Here is a 13936-nt window from a genome sequence, read left to right as displayed (position 1 = left end):
GCCGGCCATCTCTGAATCAAACTGTATAGGAGGCCGTATGCGAGATATCGAAGGGGTTGAAGACGTAGTCCGCTCTCTTACACCACACTGGGCCGCGCTCGAGGAGCACTTTCATCAAGAGAATGCTAACTACATTGAACTGTTGAGGCACGATCATGATGCACTTGGCCGCGTACTCAAGTGTCACCTGATAGTAGAGCACTATCTCGATAGGTTTCTTGGTGAGTTTCTCGGAATTGAGGCTCTAGCTGACGCCAAGTTGTCTTTCCTCCAAAAGTGCAAACTTCTCCCCAATCAGGGTTCGGCCGCAGCATTTGTTAGACCCGGCATCCTCAAGCTCAACTCGGTGCGAAATAGGTTCGGGCACACACTCCGACCAGACTTGGACAGTCAGGACCTCGGCGCAATCAACGAGATTCTCGCAGTCGCGCGGCCTAATCACAGAGGTGACAATCTATCCCGAATTGAGGCATTCACCACCGTAGCTGTTACGTTCTTGGCTGTGCCACCAGCCAACCTCCAACAAGCCTTCATAGAGGCCTTCAGAACCGTGCGATCGAATGACTTGTAGGCCTTCCTCCAGCAACTGGCCACGCCACATTCACCAGTTAATCATCGCTGCGCTGCCAGTTGCCTATGGCCAAACATTAATACTGACCTGCTATGCCTTCCACTGACTCAAATGCGCTGCCATTCTTCCAGCGTCCTGACCTCTCGCCTTTCCTCGTGCACCTGACAAAGAACACCCTATCGGAAGATAAATACAGCGCCTTTGATAATCTAGTTAACATCCTTGAGACCGGCGAGGTTTTCGGTAGCACAACTAAAAAGGGATTTATCAAAGGGACGTCGAGTGCCTCTTGCTTTATGGACATCCCTCTTTCAAGTCTTAAGTATGTTCTGAACGAGGCCAACACAAATCCCGATCACCCGCGCTACGAACCATTCGGAATTGTCGTATCGAAGGAGTACGCCTACGAAAATGGTTGCAGACCCGTCCTCTACTTATCTGACGCGGAGACCAAGTCGTTGCAAATCCGATCAGATCAACTATGGAGAGTTGTGAGACTTGAGGGGGTCGATGGCTTTCATGTCAATTGGTTGCATGAGCGGGAGTGGAGGTCGAAGGGCTCCTTTGCTCTCCCTGGCAAGGTACGTGCAGTGCTAGTCAAAAGCACTAAAAGCGCTGAGCGCCTCCAGAAGTTGATTAGCCGCGAGCGCGATAGGTTCAAATCAGTTCCAGCGTCCATCATCCCGTTGTCAGTGCTTTGTCAAGGCCTTCCGTATCTGCACGAGTGAGTTCCCTATCGCTGGCACCGATGTACATGGATCCGAAATTGTGCTCATTGGCTTCATCCGTTGACTGGCTCGAACAATGAATGTGCACTTCTGCAATCCAAGAAGGCCGCTTCTGGTCGATCTCCGCCAGTGGTCAGTTCAAACCAGCCGGCCAACTCATGAGGAGGAGCAATCATGATCAGCGCATACAGCTGACCCAGGCACTACAAAGGGCCAAAAAAGTGGCCTTCAAGGCCACCTTTAATGAGGCTAGATCTCAAATTGAGAACGGTCTTGATCTTTGATCCAGTTTGGAGGCTTTCCACGGCCAGACCAAGTTTGGCCTGTCGTTGGGTCACGGTATTTCGGTGCTACTGCACCGATCTCGCGCTTTTGCTTTGCGACCGGGAAGATATCGTCCTGCGTTAGGCCGAAAGCCTCAATCAAACCTCGAATTTTTTGTACTGCACCTGTAACTTCAGCCTTTCGAGCTGCAGCAATCTGCTGTTCTAAAGCCTCGCGTTGTGCCAGCAGCTCCTTGTACGAATGTGTACTCATCTGTAAGAGTTCCTATGTAAAAACTGTGAACCGACACCAGAAGGATGCACCCATACATGAGATACGTCGTCTATGCGGTTGTCATCCTCAACCGGAAGTGACCGCGCACATTTTGTACTAATTTGATATGAGCAAACCAAAAAGCGGAGCAGTGCACGATCGCCGGTTGGGCTGCAGAACCAGATCACGTATCAGCCTAAGTTCATTGCATGATCTGGTTGCGCTGATCATCAGCACTGATTGCGGCTGATCTCGCCCAGGAAGCCCCGCTGTCTCATAAGGCAGTCATTCAACGTTTGACACGGTAGTCTCGCCCCGGCTTGCAAGGGGAGTTCTCCTTGATTCCACCTGCGTAGGCGTGACGGGAGCTGGCGGACACAAAGTGCGTAGGTGTTCGAAGTCGCCTGAGGCTCGTTCTGCTACCTGCGCCCACGCCCTGGCAAATGCGGGCCGACTCATGTTGCCTGTGATGCCGTCCTTCCAGTTCTCCCAAGTCTCAGCTGATATACGCCCTTTCTTTTGAAGGAATGCTTGCTCGTTGCAAAGATCAAAGTATCCATAGAAGTGAGGAAGTAGCTCAGTCTGCTTTTTTTCGGGAATGTCTTCGCCGAACAGCGCTTCGATGGGGATTCTTGCAATAAGCGTTCGATATTGATTTTTTAACGAGTCTTCAAACGCCGTTGCGGCTTGTTGCCTTGTAGTGAACAGCTGCCAAGCAGCAACCGCCACACCACTTGCGGTTGCAACGTTTGAGAGCGCACTAAGGACTGCAAGTGTAGTCATTGGACCCTCGTGATATTAATGTTCGATGGCGCGTCTAGTTTTTAATTTCAGGTTTGCACTGCTGATAGGCGAAGCATCCTCTGCAAAGCATGGTTTCTTAGTCCCATGTGTCATAGCCTTGAGGGCTGCCATCCCACTGCCAGTACAAGGCTCGATGCGCCCAATAGGAAACGCGCCCGTTCTCCTCCGAGCGCTGCGCACGGAAAACCTTTGATCCATCAAAAGGATCCTCTACAACCGAGCCGTCGAGAACTGGCATTCGCTGCCCACGGTGAATATCTCCTGAAAATAGAAAACTCGGAATGCGAGCCAAAAGCGCCGATGATCTAGTCTCTCGGAGCAGTACGCAAAAAGATGGTGTGTTAATACCGCCGACTAGCAACCGTGGGTGGGTGACAGCTGCACGTAACTCCTGCATCAAGGGTAGCATCGAGTCCAATGCCAAAGCCCGATTTCTGGCTAGTACCTGATCTTGAGCTGCATACAGACACCATGCCTGTAAATCTTGTCCTTCCGCCAGTTGAAGTCGATAACTTTGCCTTCCTGCGAATGTGTGAACCCCAGGCAGGAAGCGAGACGAGGTAACGACTAAGCCGCGATTTGCTCCTTCTCGATTGACATGGGCTTCCAATGCAGCAACAGCTTCCAAATGTACAGGCCGATGTGCAGCATGTCGCTTGATTTGAACAAGGGTCAGCAGATCTCCGATGGGATCGGTTTGCCAAAGGCGTAGATCTACACCTCCGTCACCGGAGCCGGGCCCGAGTTCAGTGCGCCAGCCTCTAGCCGCAAACACGCTGCTAACCAATTTTTCGAAGTCTCGATGAGGGAGCCTATGGAAGTCTTCAGGAAAGCTTGCGAAGTGCTGGTACAGATCACCGCTGACATCCGCGCTGTCAGCCTCGATGAGCTTACATGTCCACTGCCATCGCGCACGTTGGTCAAACTCCTTTTGCAAAGTTGATTTATGGTCGATAAGGTAATAGCAAGCAGTGGCTCGATCCTCAAGCTCGATGTACACACCGGCCCGCTCAAGTTCCTCGCGCAGTTCCTGAGCGTATTCGTCGTCCCACTCAATGGAAGTGATGGCCGGGCCGTCCGAGCACAGCAAAAGAATGGGCACACCTTCGCCAGGCTCCGAGTTATAGTGATTAATCGGATCCCTATGGGCAGAGTCATGCCACAAATCATGCCGTTTAGCCCAGTTCTCAGTGATGCCGCGCACGACCTCTATAAGTGCCTCCAAGTGAGCATCTGGAGTGATCAAGGGTGATTCTTCCTTCACGTCTCCTCCCTTTGCGTTAAATCTTCTAGGACTGCCTAGAGTGGCGGACCTTGAGCACCACGATGTAGGGCTTCCAGTTGGTGGTGCGGTAGCGGGGCTTGGACTGTGAGGGCAGGCTCAGCGCTCAAGTTCAGATGGTCGTCACAAGTGAATTATGCAAAACCGCACCAGGATGCCTCGGTGAACTTATTTTTACGAACGCATTATCCAGCCTTACGGGTTGAATTAACTGCTACGGCGTTAATGGCAACATCTTATATGCTTTGAATACTGTATTGTTATTATTATTAGATAATGGACTTCTCACATTCAGTTTAGCATCATAAGCTATTTCTTCGTTCAGCATTTTTCTTATAACTTGACCACGATTCTCTTTGAAGAAGTCCTCAAGATAGTCATCTGAATGATAACGATTATATCTCTCAGCATACCTAGAATGGGTTTCATTGAGAAAACCTTCTTTATCTAGCCATTCGTAGTATTTAAGTTCAAACCAAAAGTAGTCGTCTAAATAACGCCCAAACTCTCTGTAAAAAAAATTAATGCAACTAGACTGGAGCTCTTTCTTAAGTTCAAATCCAAATTCTCCACCCTCCTCTGCATTTTTATATTTTTCAATTACAGCGACGCAAGACTCAATTATTTTTGTAGAGAATTCATCTTTGTAGCCGAAGTCAACTTCATCCGTAGAGCTCATCAACACATCGAATGTGGAGTTAATCTCAATGGCTTTTCTTTTTATATCGACAGATGGCATCTTCAGCTTCACCAGCTTATCAAACTCAGTGAAACTTAATTTTAGCTTGGTTAGTAAACTATTAATATTTGAGTCAATAACAATCCGGTCAAAATAAACATTAACTATCTGGATTGATATAAACTTGTTGAGGGTATTATTTTGTTGATAAAAATTCATATCTATAAATTGTATTCTGTGGCTTATCTGTGCTGGAGTAATTTTTCCATGCTACCTGTCGTTGCGAGCTTCCCACGTTGATAGTACAAACTGCGCCAACGCTCCTGAGAGGTTCACTGCCAGATCGGCGTGTCGGGGCTGCGGCCTTGCAGCGATTCTTCCCTTGCCATGTGCGTCGCTTAAGCGGTTGCGCAACGAGCCCAAACCTTCCACAACTGCAGTGCAGCCGCCGAGGATCATCTTGAACACTTCCTCCGTATGCTGTGACGGCGCTATGTTCAGTTTCTCCGCCGTTTTGCGATAGAGCTTCGGAAGGTCATCCTTATCGTCATATGCGACATCTTCCTCGTCCAGGATGTGCTTGCAGACCGACTCCAATAGCGTCCGAGAGGAAGTGATTGCCCCTTCGGGATCAGCTATGCGACGTTCCAACGCTTTCTCCCAGGCTGCATGCACGTGTGCAGCATCGAACTTCTCAAGCACACCAGTAACGTTTTTGTCTGCTGGAGCACCACCGCCCTTCTCAAGGAAGTCCAGCAGATGCTGGAACATGCCATAAATGTGCTCCCGCCTCCCCTTGTACGTCTTGGATATCGGTTGGATGTAGCCCCAGAACTGCAACTTTGTACGGCAGGTCTTCACGAAGATAGGTAGCAGCGGCTCTATTGTGGGGTCACCAATCAAAGCCTGTCTAATTCGAACATAGTCAGCCTCACCCTCTTGCCCGCCTTGAGCGATTGCGACCATGAGGTTTTGCAATGACGTGGCCTCTGAATAAAGATTCTCGAATCTGTACTGCATCCCGCCATCCTCTGTGATTAAGGTAGATCGCCCACATGCCAAACCTCATGAGTATCTTTAAGGAGGAGAGCACATGGGTAGCGAAGGGCGTGTATGGGCGCCTCCCGATTTGCCAGGGTATTTTGCGTGATGAACAGGGGACTAGGCCGGTGTTTGTACGGGCGCTGGTGCCAACTAACCATGTTTCCGACAGGAGATGACCGTTATGCTTGTACTTAACACCGGCAGCAATCGACCGAGGCTGTGTGAAAATTCGAAAAATTCACGTTTTCAGTAGTAGCAAAACCAACCCCGACAGCGTGATCATCGATCCTGGGCCGATCTGAGCGGTCGAGTCTTCAACTTGCCTGCACACGCTTGAGTTTTCACACAGCCTCGGCCCATTGCAGGCCATCAAAACTCGTTGATCTACGACTGCTTTGCTGCGGTTGCAGACCTTGCCCTTTAGACGACGAACTTACACAAACTAGGATCAAGCTGGCCGCTAATACTGTTTAAGCCTTTAGCGACACAATCAGCACCTTGCGATTGACCTATTCTGCTCAGGTTAATCTCATACCGACAACCGCAAGTGGGCAAGCGAACCGTCAGAAGCAAACCGAATCACTAAAAGACAATGTTGCAACTATCAGTTCCAATCCATTCAGGCAGTTATCGTTAGGCCACCTATGCCTCGGTCGGGTTTCTCATCCCTATCCATCGAAGCTGCCGTGCAGACCCACTACTAGACAATGCCGTCCCGGCCTTGCACGCCTGTCCGAATGACTAAGAAATACAACTCGCTATACGCTAACTGTCCCTACTTGCACTATGACCCCAGGCATGGCAGAGGCTTCTTTAACAACCACAAGCATGACGGGTTCTTCGTGCTGGCCCGGCTTGTCCGCATCACGGAGCCAGCGGAGGGAGAGGAAAGAGCCCGGGCCCCGGAAGGCACGGAAAAGCCAATAAGTGTTACGTTCGAAGTAGTCGGCGCAGACTGGGCAGTGGGCTGGCTGAACCTGTCCAATCGAGACTGGATCAGAGACGTCATCGGCCTGCCCACCAACAGTCAGTTCTCGTTAGGTAACGCACCGCTCGGGCGCTTCACATATCAACCGAGCCAAAAGCCCTGGGACATGATGTTGCTGAACGCTTCTCTGGGCGGCAATCTAGCTACGCCCGACGAAGCGCTGCGCCGCTGGCAGCAAGGCGCCAAGCCAGGTTGGTTCAAGGCACGGATTACCGTGGGCAAGATGGCTGACATCCCTTATTGTCGCGTCACCTATTTCGCCTCGATCTTCGACGCTGGCCAACCTGCCGCGATCGACGCCGTGAGTGCCTTGTCCAAACCATCGCTCGCCAAGACCGGCCGCCGATTCAGTATGCCGAGCATACTTGAGCAATCAGCCCATCGGTTTGGCGATCTGCTGACTCAACGGAATCTTTTGGCGGAGTACCTCGCCGTATACGACGTCGGCCAGGGCGCGGCTCAGGCGCTAGTGCGTTTGGCCCAATCACACGCCACACCAGAGCTTTACGTTGACATGGGCTGTGGCAGAAACCACGTTCAAGACCCAGCTCTGCAGACGCTTAGGTTCTGTACTAGCGCATCGCCTCCAGTCATCCTTAGCCATGCTGACGAAGACCACTGGTGCGGCGCTATTACGAAGGCCATGGCCACCGCAGGATACCCCGCGCACGCGTTGGCATGGATGGCGCCAGCCACAACAGGAAGCGCTGCGTTCATGGCGTTCGCACGCTCGGTATGGTCCCAAGGAGGCCATGTCCGCACGCTCAACCTGACCGGCGTGTCTCCCATCACTATCATGGCCAAGACGAAGACTGGCAGCCTCCTGCTCGCCCAGGGCACCAGCAAGCAATTCAACGACTCCGGCCTCATCGTCGCCGTGGTCAGACAGGACAACCAGCGTTACTGGCTGCTGCCTGGCGACTGCGACTATCACTTCTTCCCCTTCCGCCTGAAGTCCATGGCGGACACGCCATACTGCGTGGCTCTCACGGCCTTTCACCACGGGGCCGCACCGAAGGTTATGGCGGACACCCCCATCTCAGTAGGCACCGACTACCGGCGCCTTGTCTACTCATTCGGCAGCGGGAATGAACACAAGCATCCGACGCTCCACTCAGTAAGAGCTCACGAGACTGCTGGATGGACGCACGGCCAAGCTTGGCAAACAGCCCCGGGCTTGGCGTTACCGGCCGCCAGCTCGGTTGTACGGGCGACGGCATGGACACCAGCCAAAACACCGCCCTACCAGCATGCCGGTGGCATTCTGATCGGTTGGTCAGCCGCGCCTCAAATTTCATCAGTAGCGGTCTGCTGCGCCTCCGGATGCGCTGCGGCCATACCGACGCAGGTTTAAGCCAGTCCGTCGGTAAGCGCGCCACTCGCCCCGAGTTCATGAACCCCGGCATCGCCTGTCGGCCTGACTTCAGTAGTACTTCAAAGCGCTACCGGTATCCATCATTCCCATGTCTTTTGTTGAGGAGGCGGATGGCTACTTGAAGATATCAACACGCGCAGGTGGCACACACTTGACCCCAATGCGGTGGGCCCATGGCGATTGCGCTACGACGGTGCAGGATCTGGTGACCGGCTGTGCGGTTCACTCCAAATTAGAGGATGGCGCCAGTTACGGCACCATCGACCTACATGAGAAGATGCTGCGGCCCGTGCCAAAGGAGCAAGACTTGATTGGTGAAGCCCATGAGGTGCACATCTCACGCAACATTGCGACCTCCGAGGCCACGCTGCAAACTATTTATGGCAAGCTGTTAGCGACGGCAACAGCAACTTGTTTTTGAAGCGGGTGTAGTGGAAGTCGACACAGCCAAAGAACAAATATCGAATGAGGGACGATGCGCATGGGAACGATTCGGCGACTGGTACTCAGGAATTTCAAGCGTTTCAGATCGCTTGAGCTGGAATTTGATCCGGAGCTCAACATCCTGGTTGGCGGCAACGAAGCGGGAAAGAGTTCAGTGCTTCAGGCGATGGACATTGTGCTGAGCGCCAGTCGCAGCAAGGTCGAGGGCATGGGGCTTGAAGCGTTGTTCAACGCTGACTGTATTGCTGAGTTTCTCGCGGGTGCCAGGAAAATCGGCGATCTGCCCGAGTTGCATATCGAGCTCTATTTCGATGATCTTCCTGGTCGTCACGACCTAGATGGAAGGAACAATAGCAAGGGCGTCGACCACCTAGGCATCAAGATGGTGTGCAAGCCAGTCGACGATTTCACAAAGCACATCCAAGCCATCCTTGCGGAAAAGCACGATAACTTTCCATTCGAGTACTACGGAATAAGTTTCCTGACTTTTACGGACGAGGTTGTCTTTCCTTACAAGAAGCCGTTGCGGCACCTACTGATTGACAGCTCACTAATCAACAACGAGCACGCCACGCGCGAGTACACGCGTTCAATGTATGCCGCGCATGCGAGTGTTGCTCAGCGCAACCTGCACGGCTTCGAGTACAGAAAGGCGAAAGCGAAGTTCAAGGATGACGTTTTCAAGTCGATGAACGACGAGCTGGATGCATACAAGTTCGATGTTAGAACCAGTCCAAAGGCCAGCGTCGAGACCGACATCATCATTACCGAGGACGACATACCGGTGGACAGCAAGGGCAAGGGCCGCCAGTGCTTCATCAAGACGGAGTTCGCGCTGCGTAATCGGGAGCATGCGCTACACGTACTATTGCTGGAGGAGCCTGAGAACCATCTCAGCCAGGTGCATATGCGCAAGTTGATCGAGCGTATCCGTGCCTCTGCCAAAAAGCAGCTTTTTGTGGCCACGCACAGCAGCTTCATCGCTACACGGCTGAATCTCAGGAAGGTTCTGATCCTTAGTGAAGAACATCCGTCGCGACCAGCCAGCTTGAAGGATCTCAGCCCGGGAACCGCCGAGTTTTTTATGAAGGCGCCCGACAACAACGTCCTGGAGCTGGCTTTGTGCAAAAAGGCGATCCTAGTCGAGGGCGACGCCGAGTTCATCCTGATGGAGGCTCTCTACAAAATCAGTGCCCCGGAGGGAAGTCTGGATGCCGATGGCGTCCATGTAATCTCGGTTGATGGCACTAGCTTCAAGCGCTACCTTGAGCTTGCCAACCTCCTTGGCATTAAGGTGGCGGCGATCCGCGACAACGACAAGGACCATGCTGCCAACTGCGTCGCCAACTACTCGGACCACGTGTCGGCTTCCATCCAGGTCTTTGCGGATCTCGATAACAGCCGCCATACCTTCGAGGTCTGCATTTACAAGGACAATCGGGCGGCCTGTGAGGAGCTTTTCGCGGCCGGCCGCAAGACCCTGAGCGTCGAAGAATATATGTTGAAGAACAAGACCGACGCTGCATTCCAGCTGCTGGAAAAGAAGGGCTCCGCGCTGGTAGCCCCTGGCTACATCCAGCAGGCAGTGACATGGATAAGAGCGTAGTCTTCGCGGTCGCAGGATCAGGCAAGACCACCCGTCTGGTCGCGGCGTTGGACGAGGTGCGACGCTTCTTGCTGGTCACGTACACCGAGGCCAACTACAACAACCTGCGTGCCAAGGTCATTGAGCGGTTCGGCTACATGCCGCCCAACATCGCGATCTACACCTACTTCAGGTTCCTGCACAGCTTCTGCTACCGGCCCTTCCTGCGCTCCAAGAAAGACACGCGCGGCATAACGTTCAACGCTCCTGAACGGTTTCCGGTCTACCCCTTGACTGATGACCGGCGCTACATGTCACCTGGCCGCTGGCTTTATGCGAACCGGCTAGCTAAGTTCATCGAACAGTCTGGCCTGATTGATGCGGTGGTGGCCCGCATAGAAAAGTACTTTGACGTCTTCTTCGTCGACGAGGTACAGGATTTCGGCGGGCATGACTTCAACTTCTTATTGAGGATCAGCGCTGCTCAGGTGAGAACGAGCTTCGTCGGCGACTTCCACCAGCACACCTTCGACACGAGTCGTGACGGCAACGTCAATGCGAACCTTCATGCGAACTACGATGCCTACAAAAAGAAGTTCGAGCAGGCTCGCTTGAAGGTCGATACAGACAGTCTCAAGCGCAGCAGACGCTGCAGCAAGAGCGTCTGCGACTTCATCACGGAGAAGATCGGTATCGACATTCAAGCGCATGACGAGCGGACGAGTGTTGTGCGCTTCGAAGACGATCCGACAGCGGTGGCGGCCCTCTACCGCGATTCTGGGACGGTCAAGTTGTTCTACAAGGAACATCAGAAATACGATTGCTTCTCCCAAAACTGGGGGGCGTCCAAGGGCATGGACTGCTATGAGGATGTGTGTGTAGTGCTGAACCCGGGCAATGTGAAGGCTTGGAAAGCCGGCAGCTTCCGGGACATCAACCCGGAAACGCGCAACAAACTTTACGTTGCCTGTTCTCGCGCAAGAGGGAATCTGACGTTCATCCCCGAATCCCTGCTGAAGCAATACAAGCGCTCCTGAGTACCTCCACAACACATGCTAAGCGAAGGATTTCAATTTCACGTAGCAGCGGTGTCAACTCAACGCTTATTAACATCCATGGTTGCCACTACAGACCGATTGGCTTGACTGAGACTGTTGAGGTTCACAGCAAAGCCATAGATGTTGTGCAGAGCTAAGACAACGCCGCAAGATCGCGAATAGCCGCCCTCACAATGGACAACCACGGACCTGATCTCCGGGGTTAGAGCCTGCACGAATGCATGAATTTCTTTCGCCTGTAGGGGCGAAAAACCGTCCTTGATTTTTGCCTTCGCTCGCGCAGAAATCTCCGTGTTCAAAAAATCGACGTCGGCAAAGCTCAGCCGCAACAGCTGGCTAAATCCATGTACTTCTGCAGGAGCTCGCTCAGGAGCAGTGATCGAAATCATCGCTACTGTGCTGAGCGGCGGAAGTTGTTCTGCCACCCTTCTCGAAACAGCTATTGCCTGACGAACGCCTGGAGGTGGTTTGTAGATAAGATCTATGATCTCCCTTAGGCTTTGACCCACTTTTCATCTCCTTGCAGCTTGCATCATGTGCACTCCCTCAGCTCCTATCGTCAACGGCACTTTCCTGCTTCGACGTTAGCTCTTGTGGATCAGTAGATCCTGCCGCCTTTGGAAGGCCCTAGGTCAGATCATATTGAGAGCTGAATAGTCATGGATGCTCAGCCAATTTGGGCATTTGCAACATCTCGGCTCGACCACTCAACTCGATGCTCAAGAGCATCTTAGGCCTGGAGTTGCACCAGACGAGAGGTCTTGCAGCAAATCAGCTGTAGCTCAACACCCGAAAACTTCTTCGCTACTTTCTCTCAGATGGAAGTTTCTCTTTAAATATGATTTATTCCGCATAAATACTATTTAAAGGAAAATTTAAGCAGCATAGCCTATGAAAAAGTCTTCCGACACCGCAATGCTACCCATTGAGGCAGAAGATGCAGCACTGCTCATGGGCAAAAAGATACGAATGGCCCGTCGCATCCGGGAGATGACACAGCAACACCTTGCTGACGCCACTCAGATGTCGTTGAACACGGTTGTGAAGATGGAAGCCGGGCATCCTGGTGTGCAATTCGGCTTCTACCTCAAGGCGCTTTGGGCACTGGAGCTGATTGATGACTTCACCAAGCAGATGGGGATGGTCGGCATCAACGAAACTGAGTTCTCCCTAGTGGAAGCCAACCTGCCAAAAGCCGTGCGCAAAAGATCAAAGCGATGAGTGAGATTGCGAAACCAGTGTGGATTTGGATACCTGGTCAAGCCGAGCCAGTACAGGCAGGAACGTTCACTTTGGCCGAGGGGACCAAGTCAGTAGGCGCCTTTGTCTATGAGGCTAGTTACCTCGCACGCGCCGACGCACTCCCCTTGGATCATGGACAGCTCAAGCTTTTGAAGCACAGGCCACTCAAGGCTACACGCAATGAGGGTCTGTATGACGTGTTCAAGGATGTGAAGCCCGAAGGATTTGGGCTTCACATCCTGACCAGGAAACACTCTCGCAGCAGTATTACGAACCTCGAAGCATTGGAGTTTGCCCCGGGAGACACCGTAGGTGCCTTGGCTGTTTGTGACGATATCGCTCAAAAAGCACTGTTCGTTCCTCACGCAGCAGAAGACCTGTTCGAGGCGATGAGGATGCTTGCACCTGGGGGTCACGCCGGCCAAGCAGAGACCTCGCTAGAAAGCATAGTCAGCACAGGCTTAGGTGGCGAGCGACCAAAATTCACCGTGCTCTATAAAGGGCAGCAATGGATCGCTAAGTTCGCCGGAAACAAAGACGACCCGACCAGCACCTTGCGTGAGTTCTTGGCCATGCGTCTGGCCGCACTCAGCGGCATCTACACAGCAGAGGTGGACTATGTGCACGAGGGCACGCGAGGCGCTGTGCTCGTCAAACGATTTGACCGGCACGTTGGCGACGACGGGACCGTGCTGCGAACCCACTTTGCCTCGGCTGCAACTGTAATGGGCACGGATAAAGCTTTGGCAGGGACTCGCACATATCCCATGATCGCCCAGTATGCGAGCAGGTGGCTAGTGCCAGATTTCAAGGATGAGTTGTGGCGCCGCATTGCATTCAACGTGCTGATCGGCAACGGTGACGATCACGCACGTAACCATGGCTTCCTGCTTGGTCCAAAAGGCTGGGAGCTGTCCCCTGCCTACGACATTGCGCCTTACACGCCCACGGGTGGCACAGTCCACCCAGTCAAAACACTGTCCACAGGATTGCTTCGCTCAGGCGAGGCTCGTGCGACTGCAGACGTTCTACTACTATGTGCAAAGGAGTTGGATGTCGACTACGCCTATGCAAACAACTACCTTGATGCAACCTATGCGCTGATCAGAGAGCAATGGGACAGCCTGGCAGCGTCCGTTGGCCAGAGGCCATTACAGTTGCCTCTTTTTGAGCTTCCTCCGCGCACCGCGCGCCTATCAAAAGCGGCCGTAGCTGCGCATCGGCACCGATGACGATGAAGTCAAAACCTTCAAAAAGATTGGAAGCATTCCCTATCCGGCCCTGGATGCGTATTCCGGTTGGATTGACTACCCGTGCTGGATGCAGTTGAGCAGTCCGCTGTTCGTGACCGACTGAGTTCGGCCAGTAGCAGTCCTTTAAAGCATTTCTCCAGGCGAGTGCTTCAGGATGATTGATGCCATGCAATTTTTCTGTCTCAGTGTCTGCTTAGGGTGACAACAGTCACTGGAGTTGTTGCAAGCGACCGTTGCGGACAATGGCTTCGTAAGCAATTCTGACTGCAAAGCAGGCTTATGTGCAGCACAGGCTGTTCTCAATCCACTGTTCACATTTAGCGCTTGTAGACCTCGGTCTGCTATC

At 52.8% G+C, this 13936-nt stretch carries 13 protein-coding genes; 7 read left to right on the top strand and 6 right to left on the bottom strand.

The genetic code is table 11. The annotated features are described in order from the left end of the window. Nucleotides 1–37: 37 nt before the first annotated feature. A complete protein-coding gene (locus NOX35_RS03805; protein ID WP_256495794.1) occupies nucleotides 38–571 on the top strand; it encodes a hypothetical protein in 534 nt (177 codons plus the stop codon). Nucleotides 572–1548: 977 nt separating this feature from the next. Here NOX35_RS03805 and NOX35_RS03800 read toward each other — a convergent pair. From NOX35_RS03800 to NOX35_RS03780, 5 genes are all read right to left on the bottom strand, one after another. Beyond that, a complete protein-coding gene (locus tag NOX35_RS03800; RefSeq protein ID WP_256495793.1) occupies nucleotides 1549–1836 on the bottom strand; it encodes an H-NS histone family protein in 288 nt (95 codons plus the stop codon). 285 nt (nucleotides 1837–2121) lie between these two features. Beyond that, entirely contained in the window at nucleotides 2122–2619 is a 498-nt protein-coding gene (locus tag NOX35_RS03795; RefSeq protein ID WP_256495792.1) for a hypothetical protein, read from the bottom strand. 97 nt (nucleotides 2620–2716) lie between these two features. Beyond that, complete coding sequence (locus NOX35_RS03790) at nucleotides 2717–3904, bottom strand: restriction endonuclease (protein ID WP_256495791.1); 1188 nt, start codon at nucleotides 3902–3904, stop codon at nucleotides 2717–2719. A 232-nt stretch (nucleotides 3905–4136) separates the two neighbouring features. Beyond that, on the bottom strand, nucleotides 4137–4820 hold the full coding sequence (locus NOX35_RS03785; protein WP_256495790.1) for a hypothetical protein: 684 nt from the start codon (nucleotides 4818–4820) through the stop codon (nucleotides 4137–4139). A gap of 51 nt (nucleotides 4821–4871) precedes the next feature. After that, on the bottom strand, nucleotides 4872–5621 hold the full coding sequence (locus tag NOX35_RS03780; protein ID WP_256495789.1) for an abortive infection family protein: 750 nt from the start codon (nucleotides 5619–5621) through the stop codon (nucleotides 4872–4874). A gap of 803 nt (nucleotides 5622–6424) precedes the next feature. Between NOX35_RS03780 and NOX35_RS03775 the strand changes: the two genes are divergently transcribed. From NOX35_RS03775 to NOX35_RS03760, 4 genes are all read left to right on the top strand, one after another. Continuing rightward, entirely contained in the window at nucleotides 6425–7987 is a 1563-nt protein-coding gene (locus tag NOX35_RS03775) for a hypothetical protein (protein ID WP_256495788.1), read from the top strand. 109 nt (nucleotides 7988–8096) lie between these two features. Next, nucleotides 8097–8429 (top strand): PaaI family thioesterase, encoded by a 333-nt coding sequence (locus NOX35_RS03770; protein WP_256495787.1) that lies wholly within the window; start codon nucleotides 8097–8099, stop codon nucleotides 8427–8429. 54 nt (nucleotides 8430–8483) lie between these two features. Further along, on the top strand, nucleotides 8484–10058 hold the full coding sequence (locus tag NOX35_RS03765; protein WP_256495786.1) for an ATP-dependent endonuclease: 1575 nt from the start codon (nucleotides 8484–8486) through the stop codon (nucleotides 10056–10058). Beyond that, nucleotides 10043–11074 carry a DNA helicase UvrD gene (locus NOX35_RS03760; protein ID WP_256495785.1) on the top strand — a complete coding sequence of 344 codons (1032 nt, stop codon included), beginning with the start codon at nucleotides 10043–10045 and terminating at the stop codon, nucleotides 11072–11074. Before NOX35_RS03765 ends, NOX35_RS03760 begins: the two co-directional genes overlap by 16 nt. Nucleotides 11075–11133: 59 nt before the next feature. On the opposite strand, the gene NOX35_RS03755 is transcribed toward NOX35_RS03760, so the two are convergent. After that, nucleotides 11134–11604 (bottom strand): hypothetical protein, encoded by a 471-nt coding sequence (locus NOX35_RS03755; RefSeq protein WP_256495784.1) that lies wholly within the window; start codon nucleotides 11602–11604, stop codon nucleotides 11134–11136. Nucleotides 11605–11986: 382 nt separating this feature from the next. Here NOX35_RS03755 and NOX35_RS03750 point away from each other — a divergent pair, with 382 nt between their 5' ends. After that, entirely contained in the window at nucleotides 11987–12316 is a 330-nt protein-coding gene (locus NOX35_RS03750) for a helix-turn-helix domain-containing protein (RefSeq protein WP_256495783.1), read from the top strand. Beyond that, nucleotides 12313–13569: a type II toxin-antitoxin system HipA family toxin gene (locus tag NOX35_RS03745; RefSeq protein ID WP_256495782.1), complete on the top strand. Its 1257-nt coding sequence runs from the start codon at nucleotides 12313–12315 to the stop codon at nucleotides 13567–13569. The genes NOX35_RS03750 and NOX35_RS03745 overlap by 4 nt, the downstream gene beginning before the upstream one ends. Nucleotides 13570–13936 lie beyond the last annotated feature (367 nt).

The organism is Comamonas sp. C11 (assembly GCF_024496285.1).
GTDB lineage: Bacteria > Pseudomonadota > Gammaproteobacteria > Burkholderiales > Burkholderiaceae_C > Comamonas > Comamonas testosteroni_F.
The sequence above is the reverse complement of the archived record's forward strand: the minus strand, read 5'-3'. Positions and strand labels throughout refer to the sequence as shown.

Coding starts and splice junctions, on each gene's coding strand:
- NOX35_RS03760 (WP_256495785.1), top strand. CDS start 10,043: ATGGATAAGAGCGTAGTCTTCGCGGTCGCAGGATCAGGCAAGACCACC.
- NOX35_RS03780 (WP_256495789.1), bottom strand. CDS start 5,621: ATGCAGTACAGATTCGAGAATCTTTATTCAGAGGCCACGTCATTGCAA.
- NOX35_RS03785 (WP_256495790.1), bottom strand. CDS start 4,820: ATGAATTTTTATCAACAAAATAATACCCTCAACAAGTTTATATCAATC.
- NOX35_RS03800 (WP_256495793.1), bottom strand. CDS start 1,836: ATGAGTACACATTCGTACAAGGAGCTGCTGGCACAACGCGAGGCTTTA.
- NOX35_RS03750 (WP_256495783.1), top strand. CDS start 11,987: ATGAAAAAGTCTTCCGACACCGCAATGCTACCCATTGAGGCAGAAGAT.
- NOX35_RS03795 (WP_256495792.1), bottom strand. CDS start 2,619: ATGACTACACTTGCAGTCCTTAGTGCGCTCTCAAACGTTGCAACCGCA.
- NOX35_RS03770 (WP_256495787.1), top strand. CDS start 8,097: ATGTCTTTTGTTGAGGAGGCGGATGGCTACTTGAAGATATCAACACGC.
- NOX35_RS03805 (WP_256495794.1), top strand. CDS start 38: ATGCGAGATATCGAAGGGGTTGAAGACGTAGTCCGCTCTCTTACACCA.
- NOX35_RS03765 (WP_256495786.1), top strand. CDS start 8,484: ATGCGCATGGGAACGATTCGGCGACTGGTACTCAGGAATTTCAAGCGT.
- NOX35_RS03745 (WP_256495782.1), top strand. CDS start 12,313: ATGAGTGAGATTGCGAAACCAGTGTGGATTTGGATACCTGGTCAAGCC.